At 71.5% G+C, this 13,362-nt stretch carries 13 protein-coding genes, 1 tRNA gene and 1 pseudogene; 12 read left to right on the plus strand and 3 right to left on the minus strand.

What is annotated here, in order from left to right; translation table 11 throughout:
* The first annotated feature begins 70 nt into the window (after positions 1–70).
* Both rsmA and RB146_06330 read left to right on the plus strand, forming a co-directional pair.
* On the plus strand, positions 71–895 hold the full coding sequence (gene rsmA, locus RB146_06325; GenBank protein MDQ7828595.1) for a 16S rRNA (adenine(1518)-N(6)/adenine(1519)-N(6))-dimethyltransferase RsmA: 825 nt from the start codon (positions 71–73) through the stop codon (positions 893–895).
* Positions 892–2,136, plus strand: coding sequence for a PLP-dependent aminotransferase family protein (locus tag RB146_06330; protein ID MDQ7828596.1), 1,245 nt, complete (start codon positions 892–894; stop codon positions 2,134–2,136). Before rsmA ends, RB146_06330 begins: the two co-directional genes overlap by 4 nt.
* 188 nt (positions 2,137–2,324) lie before the next feature.
* On the opposite strand, the gene RB146_06335 is transcribed toward RB146_06330, so the two are convergent.
* Positions 2,325–3,581 carry an LCP family protein gene (locus tag RB146_06335; GenBank protein MDQ7828597.1) on the minus strand — a complete coding sequence of 419 codons (1,257 nt, stop codon included), beginning with the start codon at positions 3,579–3,581 and terminating at the stop codon, positions 2,325–2,327.
* 101 nt (positions 3,582–3,682) lie between these two features.
* On the opposite strand from RB146_06335, the gene ispE reads away from it, so the two are divergent.
* The 8 genes and pseudogenes from ispE to RB146_06375 all read left to right on the plus strand — a co-directional run bounded on the left by ispE (position 3,683) and on the right by RB146_06375 (position 9,396).
* The gene (ispE, locus tag RB146_06340; GenBank protein ID MDQ7828598.1) at positions 3,683–4,570 is read left to right on the plus strand and encodes a 4-(cytidine 5'-diphospho)-2-C-methyl-D-erythritol kinase; all 888 of its coding nucleotides are present in this window, start codon (positions 3,683–3,685) and stop codon (positions 4,568–4,570) included.
* A gap of 44 nt (positions 4,571–4,614) precedes the next feature.
* On the plus strand, positions 4,615–5,364 hold the full coding sequence (locus tag RB146_06345; protein MDQ7828599.1) for a nucleotidyltransferase family protein: 750 nt from the start codon (positions 4,615–4,617) through the stop codon (positions 5,362–5,364).
* Between the two features lie 43 nt (positions 5,365–5,407).
* Positions 5,408–6,265 (plus strand): pur operon repressor, encoded by an 858-nt coding sequence (gene purR / locus RB146_06350; GenBank protein ID MDQ7828600.1) that lies wholly within the window; start codon positions 5,408–5,410, stop codon positions 6,263–6,265.
* Positions 6,266–6,387: 122 nt separating this feature from the next.
* Positions 6,388–6,990 (plus strand): SMI1/KNR4 family protein, encoded by a 603-nt coding sequence (locus tag RB146_06355; GenBank protein ID MDQ7828601.1) that lies wholly within the window; start codon positions 6,388–6,390, stop codon positions 6,988–6,990.
* A 43-nt stretch (positions 6,991–7,033) separates the two neighbouring features.
* Positions 7,034–7,110 (plus strand) — tRNA-Met (locus RB146_06360).
* Between the two features lie 369 nt (positions 7,111–7,479).
* A complete protein-coding gene (locus RB146_06365; GenBank protein MDQ7828602.1) occupies positions 7,480–7,836 on the plus strand; it encodes an endonuclease/exonuclease/phosphatase family protein in 357 nt (118 codons plus the stop codon).
* A 14-nt stretch (positions 7,837–7,850) separates the two neighbouring features.
* Positions 7,851–8,414, plus strand: coding sequence for a hypothetical protein (locus RB146_06370; GenBank protein ID MDQ7828603.1), 564 nt, complete (start codon positions 7,851–7,853; stop codon positions 8,412–8,414).
* An 811-nt stretch (positions 8,415–9,225) separates the two neighbouring features.
* A pseudogene (locus RB146_06375) lies at positions 9,226–9,396 on the plus strand (transposase).
* Positions 9,397–9,874: 478 nt separating this feature from the next.
* Here RB146_06375 and RB146_06380 read toward each other — a convergent pair.
* Complete coding sequence (locus RB146_06380; GenBank protein MDQ7828604.1) at positions 9,875–10,426, minus strand: Uma2 family endonuclease; 552 nt, start codon at positions 10,424–10,426, stop codon at positions 9,875–9,877.
* A gap of 635 nt (positions 10,427–11,061) precedes the next feature.
* Here RB146_06380 and RB146_06385 point away from each other — a divergent pair.
* The gene (locus RB146_06385; GenBank protein MDQ7828605.1) at positions 11,062–11,625 is read left to right on the plus strand and encodes an NTPase; all 564 of its coding nucleotides are present in this window, start codon (positions 11,062–11,064) and stop codon (positions 11,623–11,625) included.
* Here RB146_06385 and RB146_06390 read toward each other — a convergent pair.
* Positions 11,561–11,782: an aspartyl protease family protein gene (locus RB146_06390; GenBank protein ID MDQ7828606.1), complete on the minus strand. Its 222-nt coding sequence runs from the start codon at positions 11,780–11,782 to the stop codon at positions 11,561–11,563. The two genes, RB146_06385 and RB146_06390, sit on opposite strands and share 65 nt — an antisense overlap.
* 219 nt (positions 11,783–12,001) lie before the next feature.
* On the opposite strand from RB146_06390, the gene RB146_06395 reads away from it, so the two are divergent.
* Entirely contained in the window at positions 12,002–13,174 is a 1,173-nt protein-coding gene (locus RB146_06395; GenBank protein MDQ7828607.1) for a DEAD/DEAH box helicase, read from the plus strand.
* Positions 13,175–13,362: the final 188 nt, after the last annotated feature.

Genomic DNA, 13,362 nt, shown 5'->3' on the forward strand with positions numbered 1-13,362 from the left:
CGGAGACCTCCCTGCCCCCGAAGACCTGGCGACGCCCGGCGGGACCCTGCGGGTCCTCAGGGCGTTCGGCATCCGCCCCCGCAAGCGCTTCGGTCAGCACTTCCTCACGAGCCGCCATGTCCTGGAGCGGATCGTCCGCGAGGCGGCGGTGGGGCCGGGCGACCGCGTCCTGGAGGTGGGGGCAGGCATCGGCACCCTCACCGTGGCCCTGGCGGCGACCGGCGCGGAGGTCGTGGCGGTGGAGGTGGACCGCACGCTGCTGCCCGCCCTGCGTGCCGTGACCGCCGCCTTCCCCACGGTGCGCCTGGTGGAGGGGGACATCATGGCCCTCGACCTGGCCGCCCTGGCCGGGCCCGGTCCCGTGACCGTGGCCGCCAACCTCCCCTACGGGATCGCTTCTCCCCTCCTGGTACGCCTCCTGGAGACGCTCCGGCACCTGCGCCGGGCGGTGGTGACCGTGCAGGCGGAGGTGGCCGGCCGGCTGACGGCGGCACCGGGGACGCCGGAGTACGGACTGCTCTCGGTCATGGTGCAGTACCGGGCCCGTCCGACCGTGGTGGTGCGCGTGCCGCCCGGCGCCTTCCTCCCTCCGCCGGAGGTGGAGTCGGCGGTCGTGCGCCTCGATCCCCACCCGGTCCCTCCCGTCACGGTGCCGGACGAGGCAGCCTTCTTCGCGGTGGTGCGGGCCGCCTTCGCCCAGCGGCGCAAGACGCTGCGCCGGGCCCTGGCGGCGCTCCCGGACCTCGCCCCCGAACGCGCCGAGGGGGCGCTGCGCCGGGCGGGCATCGACCCGCGGCGCCGGGGGGAGACGCTCGGCCTGGAGGAGTTCGCCCGCCTGAGCCGCGCGCTGGCCGGAGGGAACGGGCCGCGGGGAGGGAAAGAGGGAGGAGGATGAGCGTGGACTACGAGGCTTTCCTCTCCCGGAGCGCGCGCGGCATGCGCCGCTCGCTCATCCGGGAGCTGCTGAAGCTGACCAGCCGCGGCGGCATCATTTCCTTCGCCGGCGGCTTCCCCGACCCCGCCACCTTCCCCGTGGCCGAGCTGCAGGAGGTGACGCGGGACGTCCTGGCCCGGGAGGCGCACCGGGCCCTCCAGTACAGCATCACCGAGGGGGACCCGGCGCTGCGGGAGCAGCTCGCCCGGTGGATGGCCAAGGACGGCATCCGGGTGGGGCCGGACCAGATCCTGGTGACGGTCGGCTCCCAGCAGGGGCTGGACATCCTGGGCAAGGTCTTCCTCGACCCCGGCGACGTCGTCGTCCTGGAGCTCCCCTCCTACATGGCCGCGCTCCAGGTCTTCCGCACCTACGACGTGGAGCTGGTGGGGGTCCCCGCCGACGACGAGGGGATGGAGACCGACCGGCTGGCCGAGACCCTGACCCGCCTGCGGGCGCAGGGGCGGCGGCCCAAGTTCATCTACGTCGTGCCCGACTTCCAGAACCCCTCCGGGGTGACCTGGACCGAGGCCCGCCGCCGGGCGCTGCTGGGGCTGGCCCGCGAGTACGACACGCTGGTGGTCGAGGACAACCCCTACCGGGAGATCCGCTTCGAGGGGACGGCCCCGCCCCCGATCTTCGCCCTCGACCCCGAGCGCACGATCTACCTCTCCACCTTCAGCAAGACCCTCTGCCCGGGGCTGCGCATCGGGTGGATGGCCGCCGCCCCCGAGCTGGTGGCCCAGTTCGTCACGGCCAAGCAGGGGATGGACCTGTGCTGCCCCGCCTTCACCCAGGCGGTGGCGGCGGAGATGGCCGGCCGCGGCATCCTCCACCGCCGCCTCCCCCAGATCACCGCCACCTACCGGGTGAAGCGCGACGCCATGCTGCGCGCCCTCGAGCGGGAGATGCCCGACGGCGTCACCTGGACCCGGCCGGAGGGAGGCCTCTTCCTGTGGGTGCGCCTACTCGAGGGGATGGACACCGAGGCGATGCTGCACCCGGCGGTGGAGGAGGAGGGGGTGGCTTACGTCATCGGCTCGGGCTTCTTCGCCGACGGAAGCGGGCGGAACACCATGCGCCTCAACTTCTCCTACCCCTCGGTCGAGGAGATCGACGAAGGGATCCGTCGCCTGGCCAGGGTGGTCCGCCGCTGGCCGCGTCCGACCCCTGCGGTCATGCGAACGACAGTTTCGGATTGACGGTGCGGGGAGGCGGGTGTACGGTCAACTCGTCAGCGGTGCGCAATCGGTAGATGGGAGGAGGTACTCCTTCGGGAGCAACCCGGCCTAACTACCGAGAGCGGCCGCTGACGCTTTTGGCGGCGGCGGCACGGACGACGCCCGTCCGCCGGCGCCCACCCCGGCTGGGACCAGGTGCGAGGGTCTCGTTAGCGGTGGGCGCTGTAGTCGCGGGCCAGCAGGACGGTGATGTCCACCCCGTCCGCGCTGGCCCCGGTCGTCACGAGGGCCTTCCCCAGCAGATCCGCCAGGAGCCGGGCCACCTCGCGGCGCCCCGAGCGGTCGAAGACCACGGTCTCCTCGGCCCGCCGGGGGGCCGTGCCGACGCGCACCACGTGAAAGCCCAATTGCTCCAGCCGCGCGGCGGTGCGGCGGGCCGCCCCGGGGATGCCGCTGCCGTTGAGGACTTCCACCCGGGTGGCGGCCAGCACCTCGGGGTCCACCCCGTAGACCATCGAGGTGACCACCTGGCGGACGCGGGGCCAGTCGGGCTCCCAGTACTGGGGGGCGAAGGTCCCCGGGAGCGTGGCGGTGTGGATGTCGGTGGGCTCGAGCCGGGAGGCGAAGAGAGCCAGGGTGAGGAGCTCGCCGACGGTCAGGTTGGTCTGGGTGTTCTCGGTGAAGGCGCGCAGGAGCTGGGGGACCCGCAGGACCATGGCCGGCTGCTTCATCTTGCGGAAGAGCGCCAGCAGCAGTTTCTGCTGCCGCTCCACCCGCCCGATGTCCCCCGTGGCGTCCTTGCGGAAGCGGATGTACCCCTCGGCCTGGCGGCCGTTCAGCACCTGGCGGCCTTTCTTCAGGTCGATGTACAGGTCCGCCCAGGTGTCGGTGTACTTCATGTCCTTCTCGACGTCGACCTCCACCCCGCCGATGGCGTCCACGAGCTTGACGAACGACTGCGGCCCGAGCTTCACGTAGTAGTCGACCCGCACGCCCAGCAGCTCCTCGACGGTGCGGATGGTCAGCCCGGGACCGCCGAAGGCGTAGGCGGCGTTGATCTTCATCGTCCCCACGCCCGGGATGCGCGCCCGGGTGTCCCGGGGAATGGAGAGGACCGAGATGCGGTCGCGCGCCGGGTCGAAGACGGCCAGCAGGAGGGTGTCGGCGCGCGCCACGGGGACGATGCGCCGGCGGTTGTCCAGGGTGATGTCCGTGCCGATGAGCAGGACGGTGACCCGGTCGGTCAGGCGCAGGTTCCAGGAGAAGGAGGGGGAGCCGTCTTGGGCCGGCCGGTCCACCTCGCGGGTGCCGGTGAAGGTCTCGCCCGAGACCACCAGGTAGAGGTAGGCGCCCAGGCCGAAGCCGAAGAGCGCCACCACCAGCGCCGGCAGGAGCCAGGCCAGCAGCCATGGCCAGGGCCGCCGCCGGGGCGCGGGAGAGGCCGGATCGTGGGGGGTCCGTGCCATAGGCCTCCTGAGCCGGGTCGTCGGGGTGGTACCGAAGGCAGCACTATCGTACGAGCCGCACGGGGGATGTCAACGTGGCGGCGGAGAGGGGGATCGCGCCCGTGGCCGCAAAGGAACTGCGCCTGAACGCATACGCCAAGATCAACCTCGCCCTCGACGTCCGGGGACGCCGACCGGACGGCTCGCTGGACGTCGAGACGGTCCTGCACACCCTGGCCCTTCACGATTCTATTACCCTGCGGGAGGACGGGGTAGGCGAAGGACCGGGAGCGATCCAGGTCCAGGTCGATCCCCCGGCCGTCCCGGAACACGCCCGCACCCTGCCGCTGCGGGCCGCCCAGATGGTGCGGGACCTCTCCGGGCTGGGGCGAGGAGTGCAGATCGAGATCCGCAAGGCCATCCCCGTCGGCGTCGGGCTGGGGGGCGCCAGCGCCGACGCCGCGGTCACGCTGCTCGGGCTGGTGCAAATGTGGAAGGTGCGGCTCGACGGCCGGGGCCTGCTGGCGCTGGCCTCCCGGCTCGGCGCGGACGTGCCCTTCTTGATGGAAGGCGGGGCCGCGTTGGTCCAGAACGACGGGCAGCGGCTGCAGTGGCTGCCCACGCTCCCCCCCACCTGGCTGGTCCTGGCGCGGCCGCGGACGCAGGTCTCCACGGAGTGGGCCCACAGCGCCTACGACCCGGCGCAGGGGGGGACGCGCCCGGACATCCCGGCGCTGGTCGAGGCGATGCGGGCGGGCGACGTCCCGGCGGTGGGCCGGTTCGTGGGCAACGTCTTCGAGGAGCTGGTCGTGCGCACCCACCCGGTGGTGGGGGAGATCAAGGCCCGCATCCTGGCCGGAGAGGCCTACGGGGCCAGCCTCTCCGGCACCGGCCCCGTGGTCTTCGGGCTGATGGCCAACGAGGCGGCGGCCCGCAAGACCGCTCTGGACCTGGAGGCCCTGCCCGACGTGGAGGTGCTGGTCACGCGCACCTTCGCGGAGGAGCGGTAGCGGTGCCCCGGTCGTCCACCGGCACCGTCAGGAGGGCGCTCTAGGTGCCGGACGCCATCATCCTGGCCGGGGGGACCGCGGCCGACGGCAGCAACAAGGCCTTCCTGGACGGCGCCGGGCGCCCCTTCGTCTGGCACGTGGCCCAGGCCCTGGCGCGCACCCCGACGGTCGAGCGGGTGGTGGCCGTCGGCCCCGTCGAGCGCCTCACCGGCGCCTGCGCGGGCCTGCTGGCCGGGGCGGTCCCGGAGCGGGGCACGATCATGGACAACGTCGTCGCAGCCCTCAGCGCCCTACCCGGCGCCCGGCGCGTGCTGGCCGTGGCTTCCGACATCCCGCTCGTGCACCCGGCGGCGCTAGAGGAGTTCCTCCGCGGCTGCGAGAAGGAGGAGGCCGATTTCTACTACGGGATCGTGCCCCAGGCGGTCCTGGAGGAGCGGTATCCGGGGGCCCGGAAGACCTTCGTCCGGGTCGTTGACGGCTCGTTCACCGGCGCCAGCGTCATGCTCTTCAACCCCGCCATCGTCGACCGGGTGCGCGCCTTCGTCGAACGGGTCCTCCAGGCCCGCAAGAAGCCGTGGCTGCTGGCCAGCCTCTTCGGCTGGACCACGGTGATGCGGATGGCGTCCGGCAAGCTCTCCATCCGCGAGATGGAGGCGCGGGCGCAGGAGGTCACGGGCATCGTCCCGCGGGCGGTCGTCGTGCGGCACCCCGAGCTGGCGCTCGACGCCGACGTCGACCGGCCCGAGAACCTGGCGATCATCCACCGCGAGCTGGCCGCCCGCGCCCGGGCCTGACCCTGCGGCCGGTCGGCAGCGACCGGCGGAGCGCAGAGGCGAGGTGGCGGCCCTGAGCGTGGGCGAGACGCGGGCGGCCCGCAGGCGGGCCGGCAGGCTCCGGCGGGGAGAGCGGATGGTCGTCATCGCCCACCGCCTGCTCGCCCATCCCTACCGGCTCTTCCCCCTCGGCACCTTCATGGAGCTCCTCGGCGCCGCCAAGTCCACCATCAGCGAGGACCTGGCCCTGCTGCGGGGGGCCTTCGACCGTTTCCACCTGGGGCGGGTGGAGACGCTGGCCGGGGCGGCGGGCGGGGTCCGCTACATCCCCGAGATGCGCCGGGAGGCCATCGCGGCGCTGGTGGACGAGCTGTGCGGCCGACTGCGCGAACCCGCCCGGGTGCTCCCCGGCGGCTTCCTCCACACCACCGACCTGATCTCCCTGCCCCGCTACGCCGCCCAGGTCGGGGAGGCTTTCGCCACGCTCCTCGGCCAGACCCGCCCCGACGTGGTCCTGACCATGGAGGTGAAGGGGATCCCGCTGGCGATCATGACCGCCCGCGCCTTCAATGTGCCCATGGTGACCATCCGGCGCGGCGGCCGCGTCACCGAGGGGCCGTCGGTGAGCGTGAACTACGTCTCGGGCTCCTCACGGATGGTGCAGTCGATGACGCTGCCGCTGCGGGCCGTCCCCGCCGGGGGGAAGGCGCTCTTCATCGACGACTTCGTGCGGGGCGGGGGGACGGTGCGGGGGGTCTTCGACCTGATGCGGGAGTTCCGGGCCGAGGTCGTGGGGGTGGGGGTGCTGGTGGAGGCGGCGGTACCCCGGGAGCTCCCGCCCACCCGCTTCGTCTCGTTGATCGTCTACGAGGGCGTCACCGAGCACGGCGAGGTGGTGGTCTACCCGAGCCGCTACATCTAGGAACGGCTGAAACCCGCGCCCACCGGACGTTTCAGACAGCGGAACTCCTCGGAGCCTCCCTCGGTCGAGGAGCCTGCCCCACGGAGGAGTTGGGCACAAGGTGGGGCGAGGGCCGTGTGGAGATGACCGTCGAACAGGTGCGGCAAGAACTCGAGTACTTCGAGCCCGGCGTGGTCCGCCTCAACCCGCCCGCGCGCCCCCGGGAGGTCACGCGGGCGGAGGTGGTGCTGGGCGTCGCCTTTCCTCCGGCGTTCCGCCGGGCCCTCTCCGAGTTCAACGGCGGCTACGTCGTCGACCGGCCGGTCTTCGGTATCCCCCCGGTGCACTCGGCGTTGGACCTGGTCAGGGGCACCCGGCAGGCCCGCCACCTCTGGGGAGCGCTGGGGTGGTCGGAGGCGTTCGTCCAGGTGGGCAGCGACGGGTGCGGGAACCTCTTCGTGCTGCTGCTGGACCGCCGGGACGAGCGCGGGGAGTCGCCCGTGGGCTTCTTCGACACGGGGTGTATGGAGGTCACCGAGGTGGTGGCCAGCACCTACCTCCACTTCCTCTGGTTCCTGGCCCAGGACGCCAAGTGGGAGTACGCTGCCGACGGCCGGCCCATCCCCCGGGAGGCCGTGGTGTGGACGGCCGAGGCGGTGGTGGTGCGGCCGACGGCGCTCTCGCCCTGGCGGTTCAACGAAACCTGGATGTTCGCCCACGACCCGATCCTGGCCCGCTGGCGGTAGGGCATTGCCGCCTGGGGGGCGGCTGGTATAATAATCTTGTCGACGCGGGGTGGAGCAGTCCGGTAGCTCGTCGGGCTCATAACCCGAAGGTCGGAGGTTCAAATCCTCCCCCCGCTACCAGCTCACCGGCCCTCGGGAAACCTCCCGAGGGCCGGTACTGCACTTGACCAGGACGCCTCCTTCTTCCCCGGAAACAGCAGCAGACGCACGCTCAGAGGCGCTGCGAGTATCGGGCCCGCGGGGCGTCCGTTCGGTCCAGCGCGCCCGCCCGGGCGCTGGACCCCTCCCCGGAGCCGCCGGGGGGGTCCGGGGGCCGCGCGGGTCCCGCCAGAGGGAGGGCAGGAGGAAGTCGACAGACACCGGATAATCATCAGGGCCAAGACCTGCGGCTACAGTCTCACACGGCATGCGGCTGGGAGACAGCCCCGGGAACGGGGACTCCACGTCCAGCGCGAAGGGGCCGCCGCGGAACCGCACCCGCGTCCCCAGGTGCAATTGCTGCTGGGCTGGATCGACCGCAGAGGTGCACCCGATGCCCGCGTGGTGTGCGGAGATTTCAACGTCAGCGCCGGAGAGCCGGGCCTGGAGCGCATGCGTGAACGGTTGGCCTCCGCGCTTGATCAGGGAACGCTCCCGACCCCGCTGCGCTACCGCGTGGATGGGCTCTTGGGCCTGCGGGATCCGGCCGAGCCGCTGTCCCTGCCCCTGGACTACATCTGGTATGAGCCCCCGCTGCGGCTGATCGAGAGCGGCCGCTGCTTCGACCGGCCGTCTCCGACCGATCCCGACCTGTGGCCGTCGGACCACGTCGGCGTGTGGGCCGACGTTGACCTGGCTGCGCTGTGAGGAACCGCTCGGCGATGTTCCGCACGCTCACAGACTCGCTGCGGGTACTCGGGGGACTCGCCGCGTTCGCCCTGGTGACGGCCGGTCCGCTCGCGCTGACAAGCAACGCCCTGCCGGGCATCGTGCTGGGAGCCATTTGCCTCGCCGCGCTGCCGGCGCTTGCGGTCTCCCGGCCGCCGGTCATCTCTAGCGCCATCGTCCTCTCCGTGGCCGTGCTGGTCGTCGGGTTGATCGGCACAGTGCTGACCGAGCAGCCCGGCCCCTCGATCGCCGGCGCATGGCGAGAAACCAGGACGTGGCTGAGAGCCGCAGCCTTGCTTCTGGCGATTCTGATCCCGCCGATGGTGGCCATCAGGACCGTGGGGGCTACCAGGCCATCGCGGCGCAGCGTCTTTGGCACCAGCCTCATCAGTGTTGGTGTCGGGGCGTTCTTCGGCTTCATCGTCCTCACTCAATCCGAAGGCCTCGACATGCTCGTGATCGTCGGGCCTCTCTTCACCGGGTTGCTCGCCATGACCGCCGGCCTATTTCTGATGGCGGCATGGCGCGCACGGCGACGTCTCGGCCGGGATGGGTGAGAGCCAGGGAGTGTCAAGAGTCTTGTGTAAAAGCCTTTGAGCGGGAACGTATCCTCCACCGGTTGTGAGCCCGCTCGTCCCGGCATAGGTGAGGCGGGCACAGCTGGCCAGGTTGGTGAAGCAACTCGTCGGATCTTCCAGGCGGCGACCCACCGCCACAACCGGGTCTCAGCGGCTTCCCGTGTCGGGGCCTGGTAGATCTGTCGCGCCAAGGCGAGGCAGGGCTCTCGATCGCGGACCCGGAGGCGCTTGACGCCGTCGGGGGTCTGTACTGCCTCAGATAGATCCGCGACACCCTGACTGAGGGGTGTTCAAGCTCAAGACACCCCGCAGGCCGGCTGGTATAATGAGCCTGTCAACGCGGGGTGGAGCAGTCCGGTCTCATAACCCGAAAGGTCGGAGGTTCAAATCCTCCCCCCCGCTACCAAGCGAATCACAGTCGGCCCTGGGCCCCGGCCCGGGGCCGCGAGCTTCGGGAGCCCCTCCACCGCCCCCCGGACCGCCGCCTCCCAGGCGGCGCGATCCGGTTCCGCCCCAGCCTGACGGTCTCAGCCAGCGACGGGCAGCCGGTGTGGATCCGCTACTACGCCACCCCTGCCCAGCAGGCTCCCGCGCTGTACCTCGTCGTGGGGGGCGGCGCTGCGTAGCCGCCTCTACGTGGTGCTTGGGACCACGTCCTCGGCCCTGCGGGGCTGCCGCCTGCAGGCAGCCGTCTTCAGGGTGTCCATGGCGTCCTTCAGGGGGCGGTAGGGGTGTTGGCCTGCAGCCGGCGGTTCGCGCGTCGGTGGCCTGGGTGCGCGGGACCGGATCCCTGGCGATCGGGGTTAAAGCCACCGGCGAGCGGAAAGTCCTGGGGATGTGGGCCCGAGTGAGGACGGAGCTTTCTGGGTGCAGTTTCTGCGTGGGCTGGTGGCCCGGGGGCTACAGTGGCGTGCGCCTCGTGATCAGCGATGCCCATGAGGGGCTCAAGGAGGCGATGTCCACAACGGCAAGGAAGTCCCGGGTAGCCTTTGCCACCGGGGGATGACCGCCAGCGCCGATGATGCCCCCGCCGTTGCTGAAATAGAGACTGGTGGTTCCGTCGGCGAGGGAGACGAGGGTCACGGCGGCTCCGGGCCGCTGGAATTCCATCACGGCACCCCAGACGTGGGGAAGCAGCGGGCCCGGCGCGATCCCTACCTCCTCCGGCCGGGTGGCGAAGACCTGCGAACGCAGTCCAATGGACACCTGGGCCGGTTGCGGCATGGCTGGTCCCCGATGTATCCGGAGCGCCGCCCCGGGCGGCGCTCCTCTTCCCCGAGACAGTTGTCGGGCTCAAGTTGATGGTATAAACACGCCAGCGGCTGTGCGCGCAAAGTTAGGTCGAGTTTCTCCCGGAGGAGTACCTCTTCCTATCTTGGCGCCGATTGTCGCTGGAGCGCCGATTGCCGCTGGCAAAACATAAGCTAGCTAGCTAGGGGTTAGGCTTCGCCAAAAAGTTCTCCCAGTCGGCAGGAAAACCCCGGAAGGACAGGCTCCTCGATGGTCGCTTCCGGGCTCGACCAGGCACGGGGCGACTCGCCCGGCGCATGACGGGTCACCGTGCGGGTACGAGGATCCACCACCCATACCGCCCGGACGCCAGCTTCGAGGTACTGCTCGATCTTGCGGGCCAGATCGGGCTCCGAGGGATCCTGCACCTCGACGACCAGGTCCGGCGGGACCGTGGGGTAGCTCATCACGTCGGCGATGCGGGCGGCTCGTTCGGCGGAGTAGAAGGTCACATCCGGGGCGCGCAGGACGTCGGGATCCCGGCGGACAAAGAAGCCGGACTCCCCAGCCAGCACCTCACCGAGGTGGTGCTCGTGGACAAACCGCCGGAGGATGAAGTCGACTTGACTGGTAATCTTCCCGTGCAGCCATCCCGCCGGGGCCATGATGACCAGCTCCCCCTCGTCGATCTCGTAGCGCCAGCCTTCTGGGAGCCGGCTGAGCTCCTCGGCGGTCCAGGGCTTCTTCGTGATGGTGCCCACGGGTCGCGGCCTCCTTTGGTCCACAGCCGTAGTGTACCATGGGTACGTCGAGGTGGTCGCCCCGCCCCGGATGCGACACCGTGTCTTGATCCAAGAGCCGGCGGCCTTCCGGAGCGGCCACCGTAGCAAGGCCTCGGCGGCCCGAGCCCCAGCGGGTTTGCAGCCGGCGGCGGCGCAGCAGGCGGTAGATCGTCGTCGGGGCCAGCCGCACCCCGCCCGCGCACTGGCCGGTCCGGCTCGCAGGAGGCGAGGACGGTTCCGTGGACGCCCTGCAGCCGAGGACGCGCGAAAGCTCTTCAGGGCCGCTCAAGTACGCAAAAGGCCACTCGGGCCACCAGTAGAGGGAAGATGGCGCGCAGGGGCGCTCCGGGAGGCATTGCTCGACACCAGCGAGGTATCCCGATACCCACCACGCGGAGCTATAAGGTTAAGGAAGCGACACCGGCTATCGAAGTGGAGAATTTTCAATCGGCGATCTGGGGAAATTCAAACCGGCGTTGACACGGCCGAGACCGCCGCGGCGGGCGCGGAGCGCGTGCTCAGGCGCCTGCGCAGCCGACGGGCGGCGTCGGGACCCGCGTAGCGGGACGGTGGGGGCAAGATCTGCTCGCCCGAATCCCGCCTCGCCCGCACCTGTGGCCGAGATCTTCCTGATCACGGGCCGCCCCGGCGTGGGCAAGACCACCCTCATCCGCCGCCTCGCCGAGTGGCTGGGCCCGCGCGCCGGCGGTTTCTACACGGACGAGGTCCGTCATGGTGGGACGCGGGTGGGATTCCGGCTGACCACGCTCGACGGTCGCTCCGCGGTCTTCGCTCACGTGGATTTCGCGGGCCGGTCCCCGCACCGGGTCGGGCGCTACGGGGTGGACCTGGCGGTCCTGGAGGAGATCGGCGTGGCCGCCATCCGCCACGCGGCGTCGCGGGGCCAGATCGTCGTGGTGGACGAGATCGGCAAGATGGAGCTCCTGAGCGCCGCCTTCCGCCAGGCTCTCGAGGAGGTCGCCCGCGGGTCCGCACCGCTGCTCGCGACGATCACGGCTGTCCCGCACCCCTGGGCGGATGCCTTCAAACGCCACCCACGCACGGTGATACACGTGCTGACACCCGCCAACCGGGATCGTGTGGAGGAGGCCGTCAGGACCTGGGTGGGGGCGCTCCCGGCAAGACCTGCAGGGCGGGCCCGCGCCCGTCGGCCGTGACGAACTCCCGGCGGAACTGGGGCGTCACGCCCAGGCGCTGGAGGACGTCCCGGGGGGCCCAGGTGTAGCTGGCCCCCGTGTCGACCACGGCATCCAGGGCTTCCCAGCGGTGCCCCTGCGGGTCCCCCAGCTCCAGCGTGACGCGGAAGGTCCCCACGAGGCATGCTCCGGCATCCCGGCTTTGACGGGAACCCGGTCATCGCCTATTATGTAAAGGTCGTCCACTGCGTTCTGGCGAGGGGCGCCGGGTGCGCCCCTCGCGGTGTGTCGCGGGTCTAGTTCACGGCATCGGTCCGGCGAGACACGCGCAGGCGCCGGCACCAATGCTCCGGCGGCCGCCAGCCAGGCGGTCCGCCGGACCGTGAAGGAGATCTCGATGAGCACACAGACCCTCCTGCAGGATCCCGCCCGCACCTCGGGCTTCGACCGCTTTCCGCTGCGCGCCGAAACGCTTCGGGCCATTGCACACCTGGGATGGCGGACCCCGACCCCCATCCAGGAGCGGGTCATCCCCATCCTCCTGGAGGGACGGGACCTCATCGGCCAGGCCCAGACCGGCTCCGGCAAGACCGGAGCGTACGGCATCCCCCTGGTCGAGCGGGTGGACCCCGAGCCGCAGGACACGGCGCCGCCGAAGACGGGACCACAGGCGCTCGTCCTCGTCCCCACCCGCGAGCTGGCCCTGCAGGTGACCGACGACCTGCGGGCGCTGGGCGCGGGCCGGGCGCTGCGCGTCGTGGCCCTCTTTGGGGGCCAGCCCATCGAGCAGCAGTTTGCGGCCCTGCGCCGGGCCCCCCTGGTGGTGGTGGCCACGCCGGGGCGGCTCCTCGACCACCTCGGCCGCGGCACCGTCCGCCTGACCGCCGTCCGCGTCGTCGTGCTGGACGAGGCCGACCGCATGCTGGACATGGGCTTCCTGCTGGACGTGAGCCGCATCCTGGCCGCCACGCCCCCCGTGCGGCAGACCGGGCTCTTCTCGGCCACGATGCCGCCGGCCGTGCGCACCCTGGCCGAGCAGCGGATGCGCCGGCCGGTGTGGGTGGCCATCGACGCCCCGGTGCCCACGGTGGAGACGGTGGAGCAGTACTACGTCGAGGTGGCCGAGCGCGACAAGGTGCGCGCGCTGCGGCTGCTGCTCAGCCGGGAGCCCGTCGCCTCGGCCCTGATCTTCCGCCGCACGAAGCACCGCGCCGACCGCCTGGCCCGCCTGCTGGGGGAGCGCCACCGCGTGGGCGTGCTCCACGGCGGCATGGCCCAGGGGGCGCGGCTGCGGGCGCTGCGGGCGTTCGCGGAGGGGGAGCGGCCGCTGCTGGTGACCACCAACGTGGCCGCGCGCGGGCTGGACTTGCCCGCGGTCTCCCACGTCATCAACTTCGACATGCCCGAGGACGTGGACACCTACGTCCACCGGGTGGGCCGCACCGCCCGGGCCGGGCGCACCGGCGTGGCCATCACCTTCGTGGGGGAGCACGACCTGGAGGTCTTCGACGCGCTGCGCCGCCGCCTGGGAGCCCGCTTGCGCCAGCACCCGCTCAACGTCTACCGCTGAACCGGCCTGGCGCTGAGCCGGGCCGGCCCGCCCGTCGCTCCGTCCTGCGGGCCTGCGTCTGGGCCTCGCCTGCGCCGCGGTGCCCTGGCAGGAGTGTCACCCGCCCCGCGACAATAACTGTATACATCTCTCGGGCGCCCAGGCGTACACGAGACGGCCGCGTCCGGTGGGGGCGGCCGGACCGTCCC

Source organism: Armatimonadota bacterium, assembly GCA_031081585.1.
In the GTDB taxonomy this organism is placed as follows: Bacteria; Sysuimicrobiota; Sysuimicrobiia; order Sysuimicrobiales; family Humicultoraceae; genus Geohabitans; species Geohabitans tengchongensis.

Bases quoted from the DNA above. Each gene is read 5' to 3' on its own strand.
- RB146_06330 (MDQ7828596.1), top strand. From the start codon at position 892: ATGAGCGTGGACTACGAGGCTTTCCTCTCCCGGAGCGCGCGCGGCATG.
- RB146_06335 (MDQ7828597.1), bottom strand. From the start codon at position 3,581: ATGGCACGGACCCCCCACGATCCGGCCTCTCCCGCGCCCCGGCGGCGG.
- RB146_06355 (MDQ7828601.1), top strand. From the start codon at position 6,388: ATGACCGTCGAACAGGTGCGGCAAGAACTCGAGTACTTCGAGCCCGGC.
- RB146_06370 (MDQ7828603.1), top strand. From the start codon at position 7,851: ATGTTCCGCACGCTCACAGACTCGCTGCGGGTACTCGGGGGACTCGCC.
- RB146_06395 (MDQ7828607.1), top strand. From the start codon at position 12,002: ATGAGCACACAGACCCTCCTGCAGGATCCCGCCCGCACCTCGGGCTTC.